This is a genomic window from Mycobacterium terramassiliense (genome assembly GCF_900157385.1).
GTDB classification, from domain to species: Bacteria; Actinomycetota; Actinomycetes; order Mycobacteriales; family Mycobacteriaceae; genus Mycobacterium; species Mycobacterium terramassiliense.
On record NZ_LT717700.1, the window covers coordinates 1080310 to 1098730 of the forward strand.

Below are 18421 nucleotides of genomic sequence, written 5' to 3' on the forward strand. Positions count from 1 at the left end.
GCCGATGCCCGAGATCAACCGCCGCAAATTCCTGATCGCCAGCGCGGGCGCCGGCGCGGCCGGCCTGCTGTCGACGGCGGTGGCGGTCGACTGGCCCGACCTCATGCGCGCCGCGCGGGACCGCCCGCTGCCCGACGGTGCCGGCGTGCTGGTGATCGCCACGCTCTACGGCGGCAACGACGGTATCAACACGCTGATCCCCTACGGCGACAACGCGTATCACGACGCGCGGCCCGAGCTCGCCTACGCGCCGGGTGAGGTTATCCACCTCGACGAGCGGCTGGGGCTCAACCCGGCGATGAAGGGTCTGGCCCAGCTGTGGAACCAGCGCCAACTCGCCATCGTCCGCGGCGTCGGCTATCCCAAGCCCGACCACAGCCACTTCCGGTCCATGGACATCTGGCAGACGGCGTCGCCCTCCGAGCCCGTCTCGACCGGCTGGATCGGCCGCTGGCTCGACGCCACCGGCGACGATCCCCTGCGCGCGGTCAACATCGGGCCCGTCCTGCCGCCGCTGGCCGTCGGCGAAAAACGCACCGCGGCGGCGCTGTCCCCCGCGCAGGTCCCGGCCGGGGACGGCCTCGACGCGATCATGGGGGCGCTCGGCGCCGACGACCCCGACGACACCCCGGCGATGGCGGCGGTCTGCGAGGCCTATCGCGCGGCGCGGACCGTCAGCAAGACATTCGATTCGGTAAAACCCGCTGTCCACCAGGCTAATTCGCTGTCCGCCCAGCTGAGCGCCGTGGCAGAGGCGGTGAAGGCCCGGGTGCCGACGCGGGTGTACACGGTGCAACTGGGCGGTTTCGACACCCACGCCGGTGAACGCAATACGCAGCAACGCCTGCTGCAGACGTTCGACCAGGCGGTCACCGCCTTCCTGCAACAGGTGGGGGGTGCGAACGTGGTCGTGATGGCGTACTCGGAGTTCGGGCGCCGGGTGCACGCCAACGCCTCGCAAGGCACCGCCGGCCCCGTCTTCGTCGCGGGCACGCGCGTAAAAGGCGGCTTTTACGGCGAACAGCCCAGCCTCACCGACCTCGACAACGGGGATCTGAAGTACACCACCGACTTTCGCGATGTCTACCACGAGCTGCTGACACGGACCGTGGGGGCCGACCCCATCCCGTCGGTGGGACCGGGACGAAACGGCCTGGGATTCCTAAGCGCCTAACGCGCCGATGCAGTCGCGGGCGATGGCCAGCTCTTCGTTGGTCGGTATCACCAGCACCACGATGGGGGATCCGTCGGCGGATATCTGCCGCGCGCCCCGGCCCCCGCTGAGGTTGCGGCGCTGGTCGAGCACGATGCCCAGCTCCTCCAGGCCGGCCACGGCGTCGCGGCGCACGGCCGGATCATTCTCACCGATCCCGGCGGTGAAGCTGATGACGTCGGTGTGCCCCAGCACCGCCAGGTAGGCGCCGATGTACTTGCGTAACCGGTGAATGAACACGCTGTAGGCCAACTGCGCTGCGCCGTCGCCCGATTCGATCATCTCCCGCAGCCTTCGGAAGTCACGCTCGCCGGACAGGCCCAGCACCCCGGACCGCTCGTTGAGCATGGTCTCGACGTCGTCAACGCCCATGTCTGCCCGGTGCCATAGGTAGCTGACGATGCTCGGGTCGATGTCACCGCTGCGGGTGCCCATGACCAGGCCCTCCAGCGGCGTCAGGCCCATGGACGTGTCGATCGGCCGGGTACCGGCGATCGCGGACGCCGAGGAGCCGTTACCCAGATGCAGCACAATCTGTTTCAGGCCGCCGGCCGGCCGGTCCAGGAAGGCGGCGGCCTGCTCGCTGACGTAACGGTGCGACGTGCCATGAAATCCGTAGCGCCGGATCTGCCAACGCTCGGCCACCTGACGGTCGATCGCGTAGGTCGCCGCCGCGGGCGGCATGTCGTGGAAGAACGCCGTGTCGAACACCGCCACGTGGGGCACATCGGGCAGCAGCGTGCGCGCCACCTCGATTCCCTTGAGCGCGGGCGGATTGTGCAGCGGCGCCAACTCGGACAGCTTCTCGAGGGCGGCTATGCGCGCGTCGTCCATCAGCGTCGGCCGATAGAACTCGTTGCCGCCGTGCACTACCCGGTGCCCGACCGCGACGAGCCCACACGTCCGCAGGTCGATGCCGTCCCGCGCCAATTCTTCGAACGCGCGGCGCAGCGCCGCGTCGTGGTCGGGTACCGACGACGCGTCCTCCCCGATCCGCTCGATGTGGCCGGAAGCCTGCGCTTCGCCCGAATCCGGCTCGACCAGTTGGTATTTCAGGGACGACGAGCCGGAGTTGATCACCAGCACGAGGCGGTTACCGGCCATGGACACCTTGCGCCTGGATCGCGGTGATGGCAACGGTGTTCACGATGTCCTCGACAGTAGCGCCGCGGGAAAGGTCGTTGACCGGTTTGCGCAGCCCTTGCAGCACCGGGCCGATCGCGATCGCCCCGGCGCTGCGCTGCACCGCCTTGTAGGTGTTGTTGCCGGTGTTGAGGTCGGGGAAGATCAGGACGGTGGCGCGCCCGGCCACCGGAGAACCGCGCAGCTTGGTGGCGGCGACGGACGGCTCGATGGCGGCGTCGTACTGAATCGGACCCTCGACCAGTAGCTTCGGATCGCGTTGCCGCACTAAATCCGTTGCTTTCCTGACCTTTTCGACGTCGGCGCCCGCACCGGAATCACCCGTAGAGTAGGACAGCATGGCCACTCGCGGGTCGATGCCGAAGTGTGCGGCGGTGCGCGCGGAACTGATCGCGATGTCGGCGAGCTGCTCGGACGTGGGATTCGGGATGATCGCGCAGTCCCCGTATACCAGCACCCGGTCGGGCAGGCACATGAAGAAGACGCTCGAGACGGTGGACACATCGGGAACGGTCTTGATGATCTCGAAGGCGGGCCGAACGGTGTGCGCCGTGGTGTGGGCGGCGCCAGAGACCATGCCGTCGACCGTGCCGTTGTGGACCAGCATGGTGCCGAAATACGTGCCGTCGCACATGATCTCGCGGGCATGCTCGACGGTGATCCCCTTCGCCTTCCGAAGCTCGGCGTACTGTTCGGCGAACTTCTCACGCAGCTCGCTGCTCAGCGGATCGATCAGCGTTGCGCCGTCCAGGTTCACGCCGAGCTCTGACGAACGGTGCCGGATCTGGGCTTCGTCGCCCAGGATGGTCAGGTCGGCGACGCCGCGCTGCAGCAGGCGACCGGCCGACTTGAGGATGCGGTCGTCGTCACCCTCGGGAAGAACGATGTGCTTGCGATCCGCGCGGGCGCGCAGCCGCAGCTGGTAGGTGAACATTTGCGGGGTGATGACAGTCGGGATCGAAATAGCAAGCTGCGTCAAAAGATCCGCGATATTGACGTGGCGGTCCATCAGCTCGAGCGCGGTGTCGATCTTGCGCTGCGACATCGCGGTGACCCGGCCGCGCGCCGAGGCGGCCGCGCTGGCGGTGTCGTAGGTGCCCAGCGCGGTGGCGATGATGGGCAGGCGCAGCCGCAGGCCGCTCACCAGGGCCGCGATCGAGGGATGCAGTTCGAACCCGCCGTTGAGCACCAGGCACGACAGCGAGGGAAACCCCTCCGCCGCATGGGCACTGGCGACGGCGAGCACCACGTCGGAGCGGTCTCCGGGTGTGATCACCGCCATGCCGTCGCTCAGCCGCTCCAGCACGTGGTCGGCGGTCATCCCGGCGACCAGCACGGCCATCACCTCGCGTTCCCGCAGCGACGCCTCACCGCTGACCGGCGTCCCTCCCACGGCCGCCTCCAGTTCGGCCACCGTGGGCGCCGACAGCAGCGGTTCCTCGGGCAGGACGTAGCTGCGCAGCGAGGACGGACGCAACGCCTCCCCCACCTTTTGTTGGATGTCGGCCAGCTTCGCCGGATCGCAGCGGTTGGCCACCACCGCCGCGGTGTGGGCGTGCTGGGCGTTCAACTCGGCCAGACACACCTCGACGACGCCGGCCACCTCCGTCGGGGCCCGGCCTTTGCCGCTGACGGCCAGCAGCACCGGCGCGCCGAGGTTCGCCGCGATCCGCGCGTTGACCGAGAGCTCGGCGGGCCGGGTGACGTCGGTGTAGTCGCTGCCGACGATCACCACCACGTCGCAGGCCTGCGCCATCGCGTGATAGGAGTCGACGATGGCGGCGATCGCGGCGTCGGTGTCGGCGTGCAGCTGCTGGTAGGTCACGCCCACGCACTGGTCGTAGGACAACCCCGCGCTGGTGTGTTCCAGCAGCAGCTCCAGGATGTAGTCGCGCCCTTTGCCGTCGGGAGCACGGGTGATCGGGCGGAACACACCGACCCTGGCGACCGTGGCGGTCAGCCGGTGCAGCAGCCCCAGCGCGATCGTGGACTTGCCGGTCTCGGGCTCGGGAGCGGCAATGTAGATCGCTGAGGGTGGTTCAGGCAAGTCGCCGCAGCCTGGGCGCCAGGTCCTTTTCGAAGAGCTCCAGGAACCGGCGCTGGTCGTGGCCGGGCGCGTGGAACACCAGGTGGTTGAGGCCCCAGTCGACGTAGGCCCTGACCTTTTCGACGGCCTCGTCGGGATCCGACGCCACGATCCAGCGCTTGGCGACCTGCTCGATCGGCAGCGCGTCGGCGGCCTTCTCCATCTCGATCGGGTCGTCGATGCTGTGCTTCTGCTCGGCGGTCAGCGACAGCGGCGCCCAGAACCGGGTGTTCTCCAGCGCCAGGTCGGGGTCCGGGTCGTAGGAGATCTTGATCTCGATCATCTTGTCGATGTCGTCGACGTTGCGCTCGGCGGCGGCCGCGCCCTCCTGCACCGCCGGCATCAGCTTGTCCTTGTAGAGCTCCTCACCCTTGCCGGAGGTGCAGATGAACCCATCACCGGCGCGTCCCGCGTACTTGGCCACCGCCGGGCCGCCGGCCGCGACGTAGATGGGCACGCCGCCCTCGGGCACGTCGTAGATCGAGGCGCCCTTGAGCCGGTAGTACTCGCCGTCGAAGTCGACGCGGTCGCCGCGCCACAGCTCGCGCATCAACCGGACCGACTCGCGCAGCCGGGCGAACCGCTCCTTGAACTCCGGCCAGTCGCCCTCGTAGCCGGTGGCGATCTCGTTCAGCGCCTCACCTGTGCCGACCCCGAGGAAGATCCGGTTCGGGTACAGGCAGGCCATGGTGGCGAAGGCCTGCGCGATGACCGCGGGGTTGTAGCGGAAGGTCGGGGTGAGCACCGAAGTGCCCAGCACGATCCGCTTGGTGCGTTCGCCCACGGCGGTCATCCAGGCCAGCGAGAACGGGGCGTGCCCGCCCTCGTGCCGCCACGGCTGGAAGTGGTCGCTGACGGTTGCGCTGTCCATGCCGTGACCTTCGGCGGCGACAGCCAGTTCGACGAGCTCGCGAGGTGCGAATTGTTCAGCGGACGCTTTGTATCCGAGTTTCAGTTCAGCCACGGCTTATTTCTACTCCTATATCGATGGTCGCGACCTGTCGCCCAGCTGCGCGGGGGTACCCCGGCGCCCGGCTTCGCCGCGCTTGCGATCGCTCCTATGCTCACTTGCGTGGCACCGGCACCGACCCTTGTTCAGGTCAGCGACAGCGTGTACCTCGCCCAGGGCCACGCCGTTAACTGGACCCTGGTCGTCGACGGCACCGGCGTGCTGCTCATCGACGCCGGCTATCCCGGCGATCGCGCGGACGTGCTGGCCTCGCTGGCCCAGCTGGGCTACGGCGCGGGCGACGTGCGCGCCATCCTGCTGACGCACGCGCACATCGACCACCTGGGCTCGGCGATCTGGTTCGCCCGCCAGCACGGCACCCCGGTGTATTGCCACGCCGACGAGGTGGGCCACGCCAAGCGGGAGTACCTGGAGCAGGTCTCGATTTTCGATGTGGCACTGCGTATTTGGCGTCCGCGGTGGGCGGTGTGGGGCACGCACGTGGTGCGCAACGGCGGGCTGATCCGCGACGGCATCCCGTCGACGCGGCCGCTGACCGCCGAGGTGGCCGCGGGCCTGCCCGGCAACCCGACGGCCATCGCCACGCCGGGACACACCGGCGGGCACTGCTCGTATGTCGTCGACGGCGTGCTGGCCAGCGGCGACGCGCTGATCACCGGCCACCCGCTGCTGCGTCGCGGCGGGCCCCAGCTGCTGCCGGCGGTGTTCAGCCACGACCAGCAGAACTGCCTGCGCAGCCTGGGCGCGCTGGCCTCGCTGGACACCGAGATCCTGCTGCCCGGTCACGGCGAGGTGTGGCGCGGCCCGATCCGCGAAGCGACGGATGCGGCGCTGCGGCGGGCGCAATGACGCAGACCCGCGTCGCCCGGCGCATCCGGGCCTCGCCGGCGGCGGTGTACCGCGCGCTGGTCGACGCGGATGCGGTTGCGGCGTGGCGGGTCCCCGACGGCATGAGCGCGGTCGTGCACGAATTCGACGCCCGCGCCGGGGGCCGGTTCCGGGTTTCGCTGACGTACGAATCGGCCGACCGACTGGGAAAGACCGCCGCGGCCACCGACACCTACCACGGTCGGTTCGTCGAGCTGGTGCCCGACGAGCGGGTGGTCGAGGAGCTGGAGTTCGAGACGGCCGATCCGGCCTTCGCCGGCGCGATGCGGGTGACTACGACGCTCGCCGGCGCCGACGGCGGCACCGATGTGGCGATGCTGCACCAAGGCGTCCCTCCGGGAGTCTCCCCGCAGGACAACGAGCTCGGCACGCGCATGGCCCTGGACAAGCTGGCGGCGCTGGTGGAGTCCCGCTCGGCATCGGCGATTACCTAGCGCTGAGCGGCGTACTCGGGCAACGCGATATCGTCTCCGAATTCACGCCCGATGACCCAATCGGCCACCTTCGGGATGTCCAGCAGCCTGGACGCCGTGTTGCGGGTCCACAATCCGAGCGCCGTTTTTGGCGCGAACATCGAGGCGAACGCGCGCGCCGACCGCTGCCTGGCCTCGACGATCGGACGCAGCCGGCGTTCATAGCGGCGAAACGCCTCGGGGTGATCGGCACCCGCGCGGCTGAGTTCGCCGGCCAGCACGTAGGCCTGCACCATCGCCAGACCCGTCCCCTCCCCCGCCAACAGCGAGACGGCGGCCGCGGCATCGCCGACGAGCGCTACCCGCCCCTGCGACCAGCGGTCCATGACGATTTGGCTCACGCGATCGAAGTAGACCTCCGGGGCGCCGTCCAGTGCGCGGAGGATCTCGGGGCATTCCCATCCGGCGTCGCCGAAGACCTCCTTCAGGGTTGTCCTGACCTCCGATAAGTCCTGCGGGTCGGGGCCGCTCAGGTGGTCGGCGGTGAAAACGAAGAGAAACAAAGTCTTTTCGCCGCGCATCGCGAACCGCGCGAGCATTCGTCCGGGTGTCGTGTACGCGAGGTAGACGCACTCGTCGCGCGGCCGATAGCCCTCGGCTTCGAAGGCGGCCACTCGGTAGCCCAGGTCGGCCTCGAATGTCGATTCCGGGCCGAACACCAAGCCACGCACGGGCGAATGGATGCCATCGGCGCCGACGACCAGGTCGAACGGGCGTGACTGGGCGCGCTCGAACGTGACCCGGACCCCCGCGTCGTCTTGCGTGATGGCCGAAACGCTTTCACCGAACAGGGTTTCGACGTGGTCGTCGATCGAGCGGTGGATCATGGCCGCCAGATCACTGCGCGGGATGGTGACGAAGCGGCCATCGAGGTTGCGCCGGAACAACTCCGCCGAAAAGCCCCCCACCTTCCGCGAATCCCGGTCCACGAGTCGCAGCTCCTGCACCGCGTATCCGGCGGCGTGCAATTGGGACGTAAGCCCCATGCGTTCGGCGACGGTGTACCCGCCACCCCAGAAATCCACGACATAGCCGCCGGTGCGCAGCCGCGGCGCCTTTTCTATCAGGGTCGGCTCGTGGCCGTAGCGCCAAAGCCAGTACCCGAGCGTCGGGCCGGCGATGCCGGCTCCGACGATGGCGATCTTCATGCGCACACCCCTTTCCACTAGGGCCCATTTAATATAAAATAGTGCAATAGTTGCTCTAGGCAATAGATTTCCCTAGTGGAGAGAGCCGTTGTGCTGAAACAACTTACGGGCATGCCCGCCGGGATTCAGGCCCTGGAAGCGGTGGGCACCGTCACGGCGGCCGATTACGACCGGGTCTTTGCGCCCCTGGTCGATCGGGCGCGACGAACGGGCAGCCGGATGCGGCTGCTCTACCAGTTCGGCCCGGGCTTCCGGCGCATCACCCCGGGGGCGCTGTGGGCCGATGCCCGGCTCGGCGTGACCTACGTGCGGTTGCTCGACGGCTGCGCCGTGGTGAGTGACCTCGGCTGGATTCGGGCGCCGTCCCGCAGCATCGGCGCGTGGATGCCCTGCCCGGTGCGGGTGTATGGGGACAACGAACGCGATCACGCAGTCGCGTGGCTGACCTCGCTGCCAGACGGCGCCGGCGCCTCTGCCCGTGACATGGCCAAGGCATACATAGGCGGAGTGGGCGCCGCGATGGGAACCCTCGCCAGGCTGGTCGTCTCCTAGCGGCCCTGGCCCGCCGCGCTGACCTCGCTGAGCCCCAGGTGATCCCGCAGCGTTTCGCCGGCGTACTCGGTGCGGAACGCGCCGCGCTCCTGCAGCAGCGGCACCACCCGGTCGACGAACTCGTCCAGCCCGTGCGGGGTCAGGTGCGGCACCAGGATGAACCCGTCGCAGGCGTCGGCCTGGACGTAGGTGTCGATCTCCTCGGCGATGTGTGCCGGGGTTCCCACGAACTGCTGCCGGCTGGTGACGGCGATGATCAGCTCGCGGATGGACAGGTTCTCGGCTGCGGCACGCTCACGGAAGCGGCGGGCGACCTCGATCGGATCGCCGTGCCGGACCCGCCCCTGGGTGATGTCGCTGTCGGTCGCCGGATCGACCTCGGGTAGGGGCCCATCCGGGTCGTAGCCCGACAGGTCGCGGCCCCAGACCTGCTCGAGCATCGCGATCGCCGTCGCGCCGCTGACCTGTTGATAGCGGATGTGGCGCGCCCGGTCCTGCGCTTCGGCATCGGTGTCACCGATGACGAACGTCGCCGCGGGAAAGACCTTGAGCCGGTTGGGATCCCGACCATACGAGGCGGCGCGGCCCTTGACGTCGGCGTAGTAGCGCTGGCCGTCCTCCAGCGATGAGTGCAGGGTGAACAAGGCGTCGGCGTTGCGGGCGCCGAACGCGCGGCCGTCGGCGGAGTCACCGGCCTGCAGCAATATCGGGTGTCCCTGCGGGCCGGCGGGCAGCGTCGCGAACCCGCGCACGTCGAACTGCGGACCGCGGTGTGCGACGCTGCGGATCCGGTCGGGATCGACGTAGACCCCGGCGTCGACGTCGGCCAGCACGGCGTCGGCCGCCCAGCTGTCCCAGAATTGGCGGGCCACGGTGAGGAATTCCTCGGCGCGCGTATACCGATCGGCGTGGTCCAGAAAGCCGCCGCGGCGGAAGTTGGCGCCGGTGAAGGCGTCCGACGAGGTCACCATGTTCCAGCCCGCGCGGCCCCCGGACAGGTGGTCGAGCGTCGCGAATTGCCGTGCCACTTCGAAGGGTTCGTTGAAGGTGGTGTTGATGGTGCCGGTCAGACCGATGCGGTCGGTGACGCCCGCGAGCGCTGCCAGCACGGTGAAGGTGTCCGGCCGGCCCACCACGTCCAGGTCGTAGATGCGGTCGCGGTGCTCCCGCAGTCGCAGCCCCTCGGCCAGGAAGAAGAAGTCGAACAATCCCCGTTCGGCGGTGCGGGCCAGGTGCACGAAAGACTCGAATTCGATCTGACTTCCGGCGGTGGGGTCGGTCCATACCGTGGTGTTGTTGACGCCCGGGAAATGCGCGGCCAAATGAATCGGTTTGCGGCTCATCCGGTTAACCCCCACCGCTTGGCGATCAGTTCGTGCGAGCGCAACCGGTCGGCGTGCCCGTAGGTGACCGAGGTGATGACGAGTTCGTCGGCGCCGGTGGCGCGCTGCAGCGTCTCCAACCGCTCGGCGACCTCATCGGGATCGCCGACGAATTGCGTTGCCACCCGGTCGATCACGACGGCCAGCTGCTCGTCGGTCAGCGGGACGCACTCGTCGGGGTCGGGATAGGGGACGGCGCCGCCGCCGGCCCGGATCGAATACACCCAATGGCCGTAGCTGGAGGCCAGGTGTTTGGCGGTGGCGGAGTCGTCGGCGACCACGATGTCGGCCGACACCACCACGTAGGGCCGCGGCAGCGCCGCCGACGGGACGAACGCGTCCCGGTAGGCGTCGATGGCGTCCAGCGCCGTCGCCGGGGTGAGGTGATAGCTGGCCACGAACGGCAGCCCCCGCGCGCCGGCGACCTGGGCACTGCGCCCCTTGCTGCTGCCGAATATCCACGGCGTCAGGGCAGCGCCTTCTCCGGGCACGGCATGCACGTCGAACCCGTCGACTTCGTAGGTTCCGGCCAGCATCGCCATGATGTCCCCGAGCTGTTCGGCGAAGTCGGGCGCGACGGCCTCGGGTTGCTGCAGGATCGCCTGGGTCGCCTGCACTCGGCCGCTGCCCAGCAACTTGCGCAGATCGAACGGCGGCGGGATGACGACGCCGTCGACCTCGCGCCATTCCCGGGACGGTTCGGGCCTGGGGGGTTTCGGGGATCGCGGCTTGGTGATCCGCCGCTGGGCCGAGCGGCCCAGGCCCAAATCGATGCGGCCCGGATAGAACGCGTCGAGCATGCCGAAGCTCTCCACCACCGCGGCGGCGGTGGTGTGACTGAGCTGCACGGCGGCCGAGCCCACCCGAATCGTGTTGGTAGCGGCCGCGATCTGCCCGATCAGAACCGCCGGTGCCGCGCTGGCGACGGCGACGAAATGATGTTCGGCGGTCCAGAACCGGCGATAGCCCCACCGCTCGGCGTGCTGGGCGAGCTCGACGGTGTTGCGCAACGCCGTCGCCACATCGTCGCCGGAGCTGATCGGGGCGAGGTCCAGGACCGACAGCGGCACCGCCGTCATCGGTGCACCGCCGCGTAGCGGTTGGGCGCCACGGGCAGGCCCAGCCGGGCCCGTAGGGTTTCGCCGGGACGGTAGGCGGTGCGGAAGCGCCGGGCTCGCTGCAGCAGCGGCACCACCTCGTCGACGATCACCGGCAGGTCGGTGCCGTTGACGGCGGGCCGCAGCCGCGCGCCGTCGAGGCCCAGCCGCTGCCAGCCCAGGATCATGTCGACCAATTCCGTTGCGCTGCCCGCGAAGACGAGGGCATCCGACCGGAAATCGTCCTGGCCGTGGAACGAAACGACCACGTCCGCAAGCACTTTGAGGTGAGCGCCGCCCGCCGCGCGCACCTCGCCGAGGATGCTGCGCACCGAGGCGTCGTCGGTGGGCGTGATGAACACGACGTCGGCGCCGGCCGCGGCGAACTCGTAGGCGGGCCCGACGTGCGCCAGCGCGGCCACCACCGGCTGGCCCTGCGGCGGCCGCGGCGTGATCGACGGGCCCTTGACGGAGAAGAACTTTCCGGTGAAGTCGATGTAGTGCAGCTTGTCGACGTCGACGTAGCGCCCGGTGCTCACGTCACGGATGATTGCGTCGTCCTCCCAGCTGTCCCACAACCGGCGCACCACCTCGACGTACTCGACGGCCTCCTCAAAAAGGGGAATTCCGGAGACGTCGCGGCGCCCGAACAGGGCCGCCTCATGGGCGGTGGCGCTCACTCGCGGCTGCCAGCCCGCCCGGCCGTGCGACACGAAGTCCAGGGTCGCAATGGATTTGGAGACATGGAAGGGCTCGGTGTGGGTAACCGTAGCCACGGGGATCAGCCCGATGTGTCGGGTCGCGGGGGCGATGCGGGCCGCGACCAGGACGGCGTCGGCGCGGCCGGTCAGCCGATCCGGATGAATCCGGGAGCTTCGGCCGATCTGCGGCATCAAGGAGTCGTCGATGGTCAAAAAATCCAGCAGCCCGCGCTCGGCGGTGGCCGCCAACCCGGCCCAGTAACGGCCGTCCAGCACCGACGGCGCATCGGGGTCCGAGGCGAGGGTGGCTTGCCACGCCTGCGGGTGCCACCCGTATCCGTCGAGCGCGACGCCCAGATGGAACTGACCGCTCATTGCAGCCACTTCTCGAAGGCGATCGGAAGGAACGGCCCCCAGTCCGGCAGCGGATCGGGGGCGATGCGGGTGTAGCCCGTCGCGTCGTAGAGCGCCGCGGCCTCGGGTTGCCGATTGCCGGTGATCAGGTACAGCCGCCGGTACCCGCGGGCGGCGGTCTCCGCCTCCAGCGCCGCCAGCAGCGCCCGGGCGTAGCCGCGGCGCCGATGCGCGCTGTCGGTCCAGATCCGCTTGAGCTCGGCGGTGTCGGCGTCGTACCGCCGAAACGCCCCGCCGGTGACGGGGGCGCCGTTCACCACCCCGATGAGCAGGCCGCCGTCGGGCGCCGCCAGCTCGTCCGCCGGCACCGGCAACCAGGCCAGGTGCGCGTCCGGCGTCCCGCCGTATCGCTGCGCGTACTCGACGGCCAGCTCGGCCAGCAGCGGCTGCGCCAACGCGTCTTCGTGCGTGGCAGCGACGAACCGGAGCCGGGTGGTGGGCGTCACGTATTCATCTAACGTTTCCGACGCGCGCCCATTCCACCCGGCGGCGGGTCCGCTCTACTGGCCGGGGGGCATCAGCACCGTGTCGATCATGTACACCGTCGCGTTGGACGTGCGCACGCCGCCGCAGACCAGGCCCGCGTTGTTCACCCTCAGGTCATTGCCCTGACCGGCCACGGTGAGGGGCGCGCCCTGCAGGGTCGGGTGGATGCCGGCAACCACAGCCGGGCTGAGCTGCCCCTGTACGACGTGGTACGTCAGGATGCTGGACAGCAGCTGCGCGTCCGTCTTCAACTTGTCGATGGTCCCCGCCGGCAGCTTGTCGAACGCCGCGTTGGTGGGCGCGAACACCGTGTACTGGCCGTTGTTGAGGGTCGAGACCAGGTTCACGTTCGGATTCAGCTTCCCCGACAGCGCCGAGTTCAGCGTGGTCAACATCGGGTTGTTCGACGCCGCCGTCGCCACCGGGTCGCGCGACATCCCCAGCACTGACCCGGGCCCGCTCGGGTTCTGCTTGGCGTAGTCCGCGCAGCCCGCGCCGATCAGATCACCCGCGTTGTCGGCGAGCGCGGGGCCCGCCGTGGGGCACGCCACGACGGCGATCGCCGCGAGGCCCGCCGCGGCAATTGTTTTCGCACGAGTTCTCATCATTTCGACTCCTTCGTCTTCTGACGGCCGTGGGCGCCGTCTTCGCCGTGAACACAAGTCATTCGGAGCGGCCTCGGGCATGGATGGAATTTAAGTAACTGAATCTTTAATCAGCTTAATGAGCTAGCCTGGCGCGCGACGAGGGCTAACCGCGCGTGGCCGTGACGTACCCGGGGACCAGGTCCACGTCTTCCGGGCTGCCGCGCCACAATTCGGCCAACCCCAGGCCGGTGAACAGCTCGACGACGTTGCGCACCTCGGTCTCCCAGCCGTGCGCCGCCAGATAGTCGGGGACATAACGGTATTCGCCCGGGTACATCAGGCTGGCCAGGTCGACGTCCAGGCCGTGTCGGCGCCACGAGTCGACGAACGCCTGCCGCGCCGCCTGCCGCGCCGGGGTCCAGGTGGCCATGTGGTCCGCGGTGAAGCGGCTGCCGGGCGCGCTCGCCCGGGTGACGTCTTGCAACAACCGGTGCTGGGCGTCGGGCGGCAGGTAGCCGACGAGCAGCTGCTCGGCGACCCACACCGTGGGCGCGGCGGCGTCGAAGCCGGCCCGGCGCAGCGCGGCCGGCCAATCCTGGCGGAGGTCGACGCCGATCGCGCGGCGGTGCGTCGTCGGTCGGGCGTCCAACCCCCGCAGCACTTCGGATTTGAAATCGAGGACCTCGGGACGATCGATCTCGTACACCGTCGTCCCCCGCGGCCACCACAGCCGGTAGGGCCGGGTGTCCAGGCCCGACCCCAGGATCACCACCTGGCGGATGCCCGCCCTGCCCGCGTCGGCGAGAAATTCGTCAGAGAACTTGCCGTAGGCCGCCTGCACGTGGATGAGCCCGGTCGTGACCGGATTGCCGCCGCCGTCCGCGGCATACCGCTCGTCGTCGATCACCCGGATGAAGTAGTCCACCCCCGCGGCGCGCACCAATCGGTCCGCGAAGGGGTCGTCGAGGAGCCCCTTGTTGGTGGCGACGGCGCGGACGACCGCGTCGAAGGTGGTGGCCAAGCCGTCGCCGGTGGCCGGATTCCAGCTGGCGCCTGGCATGGTCTTCTCGGGTCCGCTCAGCGGTCGACGTGGCGCCGAAGGGCCAGTCCGGCGACCGCCCGCCACCCGAGCAACAGCACCGCGGTGACCGACGCGGCGACGACCACGAAACTCGCCGCCACGCCCGCCGAACTGGCTTTGCGCAACAGCATGCCGACCACGACGGTGCACAGCCAGACGATCACCCCGGTGGGGGCCACCGCGGTGGGCCGCCGCCAGGCGCGGGACACCAGCCACCCGATGACGGTTCCGGAAAGAAACGGCCAGGCCGTCGTCGCGACGCCGCCGAGGTTGAGCCCTTCGTCGTGGCTGCGGCGGCCGACGGCGCAGAACACCAGCACCGCGATGACGTCTCCGGCAAGGGAAGCGAGCCAGGCCAGCGACTGGAGCCGAAGCATGCCGCGAGACTACCGGGCGAGCTGGGCATCCTTGACCCCGCGGCCGCGGTGAACCTACATTCGGCACCGATGAATACCCGGGGCAGGCTCGCGGTCGTGACCGGCGCAGGGTCGGGCATCGGCAGGGCGGTGGCCCTGGCTTTCGCCGCGCAGGGCGACCGGGTCGTCGCCGCCGACATCGACGAGGCGGCCGCGGGAGCCACCGCCGAGGAACAGCCCGAGCTGATCACCGCGCTGCCGGTCGATGTCGCCGACCCGGCCCGGGTCGAGGTGTTGCGGAATAGGACCCATGCCGAGGTGGGCGTGCCCACCATCGTGGTCAACGCCGCCGGGTGGGACCGAACCGACCAATTCCTCAACGCCACACCGGAATTCGCGGCCAAGGTGGTGGCGATCAACTACCTCGGCCCGGTGCACGTCTGCGGCGCGTTCCTGCCGGGGATGATCGATGCGCGGGCGGGCGGCCGCGTCGTCAACCTGGCCAGCGACGCCGGCCGGGTCGGCAGCGCGGGCGAGAGCATCTACGCCGGCGCCAAGGGCGGCGTCATCGCGCTCACCAAGTCGCTGGCCCGCGAAATGGCCCGCCACCAGATCACGGTGAACTGCGTGTGCCCGGGACCGACTGACACACCGCTGTTCCACGCGCAACCGGAAAAACTGAAAGAAGCGCTGGTCAAGGCGATCCCGTTTCGCCGGCTGGCCCGGCCGGAGGAGGTCGCCGCGCCGGTGCTGTTCTTCGCGTCCGACGCCGCATCATTCATCACCGGACAGGTGATCAGTGTCAGCGGCGGCCTGACGATGGCAGGCTGACTCCTATGAGCACCGATGCACCCCCCGCCTTCGACCGCGACGACCCCCTGGGCCTGGACGCCTCCCTGTCCGGCGACGAGCTCGCGGTGCGCGACACCGTGCGGAAGTTCTGCGCCGAGCACGTCACCCCCTACGTCGGAGAGTGGTTCGAGATCGGCGACCTGCCGGTGCGCCAGCTCGCCAAGCAGTTCGGCGCGCTCGGCCTGCTCGGCATGCATCTGCACGGTTACGGCTGCGGCGGGGCCTCCGCGGTGCACTACGGCCTGGCCTGCACGGAGCTCGAGGCCGCCGACTCCGGCATTCGCTCGATGGTGTCCGTGCAGGGGTCGCTGGCGATGTTCGCGATCTGGAAGTTCGGATCGGAGGAACAGAAGCAGCAGTGGCTGCCCGGCATGGCCGCCGGCGAACTGCTCGGCTGCTTCGGGCTGACCGAGCCCGACGTGGGCTCGGATCCCGCCGCGATGAAAACGCGGGCGCGACAGGATGGTTCGGATTGGGTGATCAACGGCCGCAAGCTGTGGATCACCAATGGCTCGGTCGCCGACGTGGCGATCGTGTGGGCCGCCACCGACGACGGGATTCGAGGCTTTTTGGTGCCCACCAAAACTCCCGGCTTCACCGCCAACACGATTCACCACAAGCTGTCGCTGCGGGCCTCGATCACCAGCGAGCTGGTGCTCGACGACGTGCGGGTGCCCGCCGACGCGATGCTGCCCGAGGCCAGGGGATTGCGCGGGCCCCTGTCGTGCCTGTCGGAGGCGCGCTACGGGATCATCTGGGGGTCGATGGGCGCGGCGCGCTCGGCGTGGCAGGCCGCGCTCGATTACGCCACGCAGCGCACCCAGTTCGGCCGGCCGATCGCCGGATTCCAGCTGACCCAGGCCAAACTCGTCGACATGGCCGTCGAGCTGCATAAGGGGCAGCTGCTGTCGCTGCACCTCGGTCGCCTCAAGGACGGCGTCGGGCTGCGCCCCGAACAGGTCAGCTTCGGCAAGCTCAACAACACCCGCGAGGCGATCAAGATCTGCCGGACCGCCCGAACCATCTTGGGCGGCAACGGGATATCGCTGGAATACCCGGTGATCCGGCACATGGTCAACCTGGAATCGGTGCTGACCTACGAGGGCACGCCGGAGATGCACCAGCTCGTCCTCGGCCAGGCCTTCACCGGCAGCGACGCCTTCCGCTGATGGCGGCCTCTACACACTCGGGGAGTCAGCGCATGAAATCTGTGGCCTATCGGATCGGTGTCCTGGCCGCCGCGTGCGGGCTTTGGTGTGCACCCGCCGCGAGCGCCGACCCGGTCACCCTGCCGCCGATGACGTCGGGCGGCGGCGGGCCGATCATCGGCGGCGGCAACAACTCCGGGATCGCGCAGCAGCTGATCGGCCTCGGCAATCCGAACGTCCAAGAGGTCGACGGCACGGACGCGGCCCAGTTCATCAACGCCGCGGCGGCGGTCAGCAACCCGCAACTGGCGGCCCCCTTCGGGCTGCTCAAGCGCGCGCTGGCATGCCAGACCAACAACGCGGGGTTCGGCGCGCGCGCCTACCGGCGAAACGACGGGCAATGGGGAGGCGCGATGCTGGTCGCCGCCAAGAGCGCCACCCCGGACATCGACGCGCTGAGCGCGTGCGCCAAGACCAACTGGCGCCGACCCACCCTCGGCAGCGACACGGCGATGTGCAACAGCAGCTGGACGACGCCCAATTCGTTCGACAGCCGCCGCAGCAATGCCGAGGCCTATTACGTCTTCCTCGCTGGCACGGCCGACGACTTCTGCACCGCGCTCAACGCCAAGTACAAGACCAACGCCGCCGCGTGGCCGTTCTAAACCGGTTGCAACTGAGCGACTCTCACCACGGCCGGCGCACCCGAATCCGTGCTCGGGGAGTGTGGCAACAGGGCCGCGACGGTCCATAGCGCGATGCCGCCGACGAGCACGATGGCGCCGATGACTATGCCGGCGATCGCCATGCCACGGCCCTTCTGGCCGGTTCTCTTGATCTGGGACAGCGCGACGAAGCCGAAGATGATGCCCAGGAAGGCCCCGATGAACATGCAGACCCAGCCGAACAGTGAGCACACCAACGACGCGACGGCGAAACCGTTCGTGCCGACCATCTGTGGGGGCGGGTAGCCGGGCGGCGGCGGGTAGCCGACCGGCGGCGGGTAACCGTAACCGCCCGCGGGGGGCGGCGGATAGCCATAACCCCCCGGCGGCGGGGGTGGGTAGCCAGGCGGTTGGTCCGTCACAGGGCCTCCTACATCGAGAGGCAACACTCTACTCCGCGTTTTGCCTGCTAGAAGCGCGCTGGATGGGGCCCCCGTCGGGCGCGTTCCGGCTCAGCCGTCGATGTGTGTCGGCGGGTCGGCGAAGCCGAGATCCGGCGGGCGCTGATCGGGGCCCATCACATCGCAGCGCCTTTCGGGCACCAGGTAGGAACTGGCGCCGTGCGGAACCAACTGGGGAGCCGCCACGCAGCGTTGCCAGGTCCCGTCGGGCTGGATGGGTCCATCACACTTGCTCAGCACCGGCCCCCCGTACAGGCAGCCGGCGCCGGCCGGCGGCGCTGCGGCGATCAGCCCCCCGGCCGTCAGCAGGGCCGCCAACCCTCCGACGATGCCGCGCTTCATGGTTGCCTCCCGTCACATGGGGCGTCGCACTGACGCTACCGCCTGCGCGGCCCTGCGATCCAGGTCACCGCCGGGCTAGCATGGATCCGTTATGAGGGCTGTCGTCATCGCGGTCTGCGCCGCGATCGTGTCGGTGTTTCTCAGCGCCCCGGCGGTGGCGCACGCGGACCCGTGCGTCAACGGCACCGTCCGGCCCGGCCCGGGTGCCGCCACCCTCCTGTGTCAGGACCGCGGGTGGTTGCTGGTCATCCCGAAGGGGGCCGGCGGTTATGGCCCGGATCAGCCGCTGCCACCCACATGTGCGACGTTCCCTGACAAGTACATGTGCCCGACCGAACAGTGAGGCGCTCGCCGCTCGAGTCTCGCTGCCCCTGAC

Annotated in this window: 21 protein-coding genes; 8 read left to right on the top strand and 13 right to left on the bottom strand. The window is 69.3% G+C overall.

Annotation, left to right across the window (positions count from 1 at the left end):
- The first annotated feature begins 4 nt into the window (after positions 1-4).
- The gene (locus MTAB308_RS13350; RefSeq protein WP_077099838.1) at positions 5-1174 is read left to right on the top strand and encodes a DUF1501 domain-containing protein; all 1170 of its coding nucleotides are present in this window, start codon (positions 5-7) and stop codon (positions 1172-1174) included.
- Here the strand turns inward: MTAB308_RS13350 and MTAB308_RS13355 are convergent.
- The 3 genes from MTAB308_RS13355 to fgd are packed head-to-tail and all read right to left on the bottom strand — an operon-like array spanning position 1163 to position 5406.
- A complete protein-coding gene (locus tag MTAB308_RS13355; protein WP_077099839.1) occupies positions 1163-2317 on the bottom strand; it encodes an acetate kinase in 1155 nt (384 codons plus the stop codon). The genes MTAB308_RS13350 and MTAB308_RS13355 overlap by 12 nt on opposite strands.
- Complete coding sequence (gene pta, locus MTAB308_RS13360; protein ID WP_077099840.1) at positions 2307-4403, bottom strand: phosphate acetyltransferase; 2097 nt, start codon at positions 4401-4403, stop codon at positions 2307-2309. The genes MTAB308_RS13355 and pta overlap by 11 nt, the downstream gene beginning before the upstream one ends.
- Positions 4396-5406, bottom strand: a complete 1011-nt coding sequence (gene fgd, locus MTAB308_RS13365) for a glucose-6-phosphate dehydrogenase (coenzyme-F420) (RefSeq protein ID WP_077099841.1) — start codon at positions 5404-5406, stop codon at positions 4396-4398. Before fgd ends, pta begins: the two co-directional genes overlap by 8 nt.
- Positions 5407-5514: 108 nt before the next feature.
- Between fgd and MTAB308_RS13370 the strand changes: the two genes are divergently transcribed.
- On the top strand, positions 5515-6261 hold the full coding sequence (locus MTAB308_RS13370; protein WP_245831388.1) for an MBL fold metallo-hydrolase: 747 nt from the start codon (positions 5515-5517) through the stop codon (positions 6259-6261).
- The gene (locus MTAB308_RS13375) at positions 6258-6734 is read left to right on the top strand and encodes an SRPBCC domain-containing protein (protein ID WP_077099843.1); all 477 of its coding nucleotides are present in this window, start codon (positions 6258-6260) and stop codon (positions 6732-6734) included. Before MTAB308_RS13370 ends, MTAB308_RS13375 begins: the two co-directional genes overlap by 4 nt.
- Here the strand turns inward: MTAB308_RS13375 and MTAB308_RS13380 are convergent.
- On the bottom strand, positions 6731-7921 hold the full coding sequence (locus MTAB308_RS13380; RefSeq protein WP_077099844.1) for an FAD-binding domain: 1191 nt from the start codon (positions 7919-7921) through the stop codon (positions 6731-6733). The genes MTAB308_RS13375 and MTAB308_RS13380 overlap by 4 nt on opposite strands.
- A 111-nt stretch (positions 7922-8032) precedes the next feature.
- Here MTAB308_RS13380 and MTAB308_RS13385 point away from each other — a divergent pair, with 111 nt between their 5' ends.
- Positions 8033-8473, top strand: a complete 441-nt coding sequence (locus tag MTAB308_RS13385; protein WP_245831389.1) for a SpoIIAA family protein — start codon at positions 8033-8035, stop codon at positions 8471-8473.
- Here MTAB308_RS13385 and MTAB308_RS13390 read toward each other — a convergent pair.
- The 7 genes from MTAB308_RS13390 to MTAB308_RS13420 form a co-directional block, all read right to left on the bottom strand.
- Complete coding sequence (locus MTAB308_RS13390) at positions 8470-9816, bottom strand: NtaA/DmoA family FMN-dependent monooxygenase (RefSeq protein ID WP_077099846.1); 1347 nt, start codon at positions 9814-9816, stop codon at positions 8470-8472. The two genes, MTAB308_RS13385 and MTAB308_RS13390, sit on opposite strands and share 4 nt — an antisense overlap.
- A complete protein-coding gene (locus MTAB308_RS13395) occupies positions 9813-10934 on the bottom strand; it encodes an LLM class flavin-dependent oxidoreductase (protein WP_077099847.1) in 1122 nt (373 codons plus the stop codon). Before MTAB308_RS13395 ends, MTAB308_RS13390 begins: the two co-directional genes overlap by 4 nt.
- A complete protein-coding gene (locus MTAB308_RS13400) occupies positions 10931-12028 on the bottom strand; it encodes an LLM class flavin-dependent oxidoreductase (RefSeq protein WP_077099848.1) in 1098 nt (365 codons plus the stop codon). The genes MTAB308_RS13395 and MTAB308_RS13400 overlap by 4 nt, the downstream gene beginning before the upstream one ends.
- Positions 12025-12513 carry a GNAT family N-acetyltransferase gene (locus tag MTAB308_RS13405; protein ID WP_077099849.1) on the bottom strand — a complete coding sequence of 163 codons (489 nt, stop codon included), beginning with the start codon at positions 12511-12513 and terminating at the stop codon, positions 12025-12027. The genes MTAB308_RS13400 and MTAB308_RS13405 overlap by 4 nt, the downstream gene beginning before the upstream one ends.
- A gap of 54 nt (positions 12514-12567) precedes the next feature.
- Positions 12568-13161 carry a fasciclin domain-containing protein gene (locus tag MTAB308_RS13410; protein WP_077099850.1) on the bottom strand — a complete coding sequence of 198 codons (594 nt, stop codon included), beginning with the start codon at positions 13159-13161 and terminating at the stop codon, positions 12568-12570.
- A gap of 142 nt (positions 13162-13303) precedes the next feature.
- Positions 13304-14200: a class I SAM-dependent methyltransferase gene (locus MTAB308_RS13415; protein WP_077099851.1), complete on the bottom strand. Its 897-nt coding sequence runs from the start codon at positions 14198-14200 to the stop codon at positions 13304-13306.
- A 17-nt stretch (positions 14201-14217) separates the two neighbouring features.
- Positions 14218-14598 carry a DUF3054 domain-containing protein gene (locus tag MTAB308_RS13420; RefSeq protein ID WP_077099852.1) on the bottom strand — a complete coding sequence of 127 codons (381 nt, stop codon included), beginning with the start codon at positions 14596-14598 and terminating at the stop codon, positions 14218-14220.
- Positions 14599-14667: 69 nt separating this feature from the next.
- Between MTAB308_RS13420 and MTAB308_RS13425 the strand changes: the two genes are divergently transcribed.
- From MTAB308_RS13425 to MTAB308_RS13435, 3 genes are read left to right on the top strand one after another with little or no spacing between them, the layout of a single operon-like run.
- Positions 14668-15408, top strand: coding sequence for an SDR family NAD(P)-dependent oxidoreductase (locus MTAB308_RS13425; protein ID WP_077099853.1), 741 nt, complete (start codon positions 14668-14670; stop codon positions 15406-15408).
- A gap of 5 nt (positions 15409-15413) precedes the next feature.
- Positions 15414-16598: an acyl-CoA dehydrogenase gene (locus MTAB308_RS13430; protein ID WP_077099854.1), complete on the top strand. Its 1185-nt coding sequence runs from the start codon at positions 15414-15416 to the stop codon at positions 16596-16598.
- 32 nt (positions 16599-16630) lie between these two features.
- A complete protein-coding gene (locus MTAB308_RS13435; RefSeq protein WP_077099855.1) occupies positions 16631-17242 on the top strand; it encodes a hypothetical protein in 612 nt (203 codons plus the stop codon).
- Here the strand turns inward: MTAB308_RS13435 and MTAB308_RS29280 are convergent.
- Together MTAB308_RS29280 and MTAB308_RS13445 are read right to left on the bottom strand one after the other, a co-directional pair.
- A complete protein-coding gene (locus MTAB308_RS29280) occupies positions 17239-17664 on the bottom strand; it encodes a DUF4190 domain-containing protein (RefSeq protein ID WP_245831390.1) in 426 nt (141 codons plus the stop codon). The two genes, MTAB308_RS13435 and MTAB308_RS29280, sit on opposite strands and share 4 nt — an antisense overlap.
- Before the next feature lie 90 nt (positions 17665-17754).
- Positions 17755-18045, bottom strand: a complete 291-nt coding sequence (locus MTAB308_RS13445; protein ID WP_077099857.1) for a CDGP domain-containing protein — start codon at positions 18043-18045, stop codon at positions 17755-17757.
- A gap of 91 nt (positions 18046-18136) precedes the next feature.
- Here MTAB308_RS13445 and MTAB308_RS13450 point away from each other — a divergent pair, with 91 nt between their 5' ends.
- A complete protein-coding gene (locus tag MTAB308_RS13450) occupies positions 18137-18388 on the top strand; it encodes a hypothetical protein (RefSeq protein ID WP_077099858.1) in 252 nt (83 codons plus the stop codon).
- The last annotated feature ends 33 nt before the right edge of the window (positions 18389-18421 follow it).

Bases quoted from the DNA above. Each gene is read 5' to 3' on its own strand.
- MTAB308_RS13350 (WP_077099838.1), top strand. From the start codon at position 5: ATGCCCGAGATCAACCGCCGCAAATTCCTGATCGCCAGCGCGGGCGCC.
- MTAB308_RS13355 (WP_077099839.1), bottom strand. From the start codon at position 2,317: ATGGCCGGTAACCGCCTCGTGCTGGTGATCAACTCCGGCTCGTCGTCC.
- MTAB308_RS13375 (WP_077099843.1), top strand. From the start codon at position 6,258: ATGACGCAGACCCGCGTCGCCCGGCGCATCCGGGCCTCGCCGGCGGCG.
- MTAB308_RS13380 (WP_077099844.1), bottom strand. From the start codon at position 7,921: ATGAAGATCGCCATCGTCGGAGCCGGCATCGCCGGCCCGACGCTCGGG.
- MTAB308_RS13385 (WP_245831389.1), top strand. From the start codon at position 8,033: ATGCCCGCCGGGATTCAGGCCCTGGAAGCGGTGGGCACCGTCACGGCG.
- MTAB308_RS13390 (WP_077099846.1), bottom strand. From the start codon at position 9,816: ATGAGCCGCAAACCGATTCATTTGGCCGCGCATTTCCCGGGCGTCAAC.
- MTAB308_RS13395 (WP_077099847.1), bottom strand. From the start codon at position 10,934: ATGACGGCGGTGCCGCTGTCGGTCCTGGACCTCGCCCCGATCAGCTCC.
- MTAB308_RS13400 (WP_077099848.1), bottom strand. From the start codon at position 12,028: ATGAGCGGTCAGTTCCATCTGGGCGTCGCGCTCGACGGATACGGGTGG.
- MTAB308_RS13410 (WP_077099850.1), bottom strand. From the start codon at position 13,161: ATGATGAGAACTCGTGCGAAAACAATTGCCGCGGCGGGCCTCGCGGCG.
- MTAB308_RS13415 (WP_077099851.1), bottom strand. From the start codon at position 14,200: ATGCCAGGCGCCAGCTGGAATCCGGCCACCGGCGACGGCTTGGCCACC.
- MTAB308_RS13420 (WP_077099852.1), bottom strand. From the start codon at position 14,598: ATGCTTCGGCTCCAGTCGCTGGCCTGGCTCGCTTCCCTTGCCGGAGAC.
- MTAB308_RS13425 (WP_077099853.1), top strand. From the start codon at position 14,668: ATGAATACCCGGGGCAGGCTCGCGGTCGTGACCGGCGCAGGGTCGGGC.
- MTAB308_RS13430 (WP_077099854.1), top strand. From the start codon at position 15,414: ATGAGCACCGATGCACCCCCCGCCTTCGACCGCGACGACCCCCTGGGC.
- MTAB308_RS13435 (WP_077099855.1), top strand. From the start codon at position 16,631: ATGAAATCTGTGGCCTATCGGATCGGTGTCCTGGCCGCCGCGTGCGGG.
- MTAB308_RS13445 (WP_077099857.1), bottom strand. From the start codon at position 18,045: ATGAAGCGCGGCATCGTCGGAGGGTTGGCGGCCCTGCTGACGGCCGGG.
- MTAB308_RS13450 (WP_077099858.1), top strand. From the start codon at position 18,137: ATGAGGGCTGTCGTCATCGCGGTCTGCGCCGCGATCGTGTCGGTGTTT.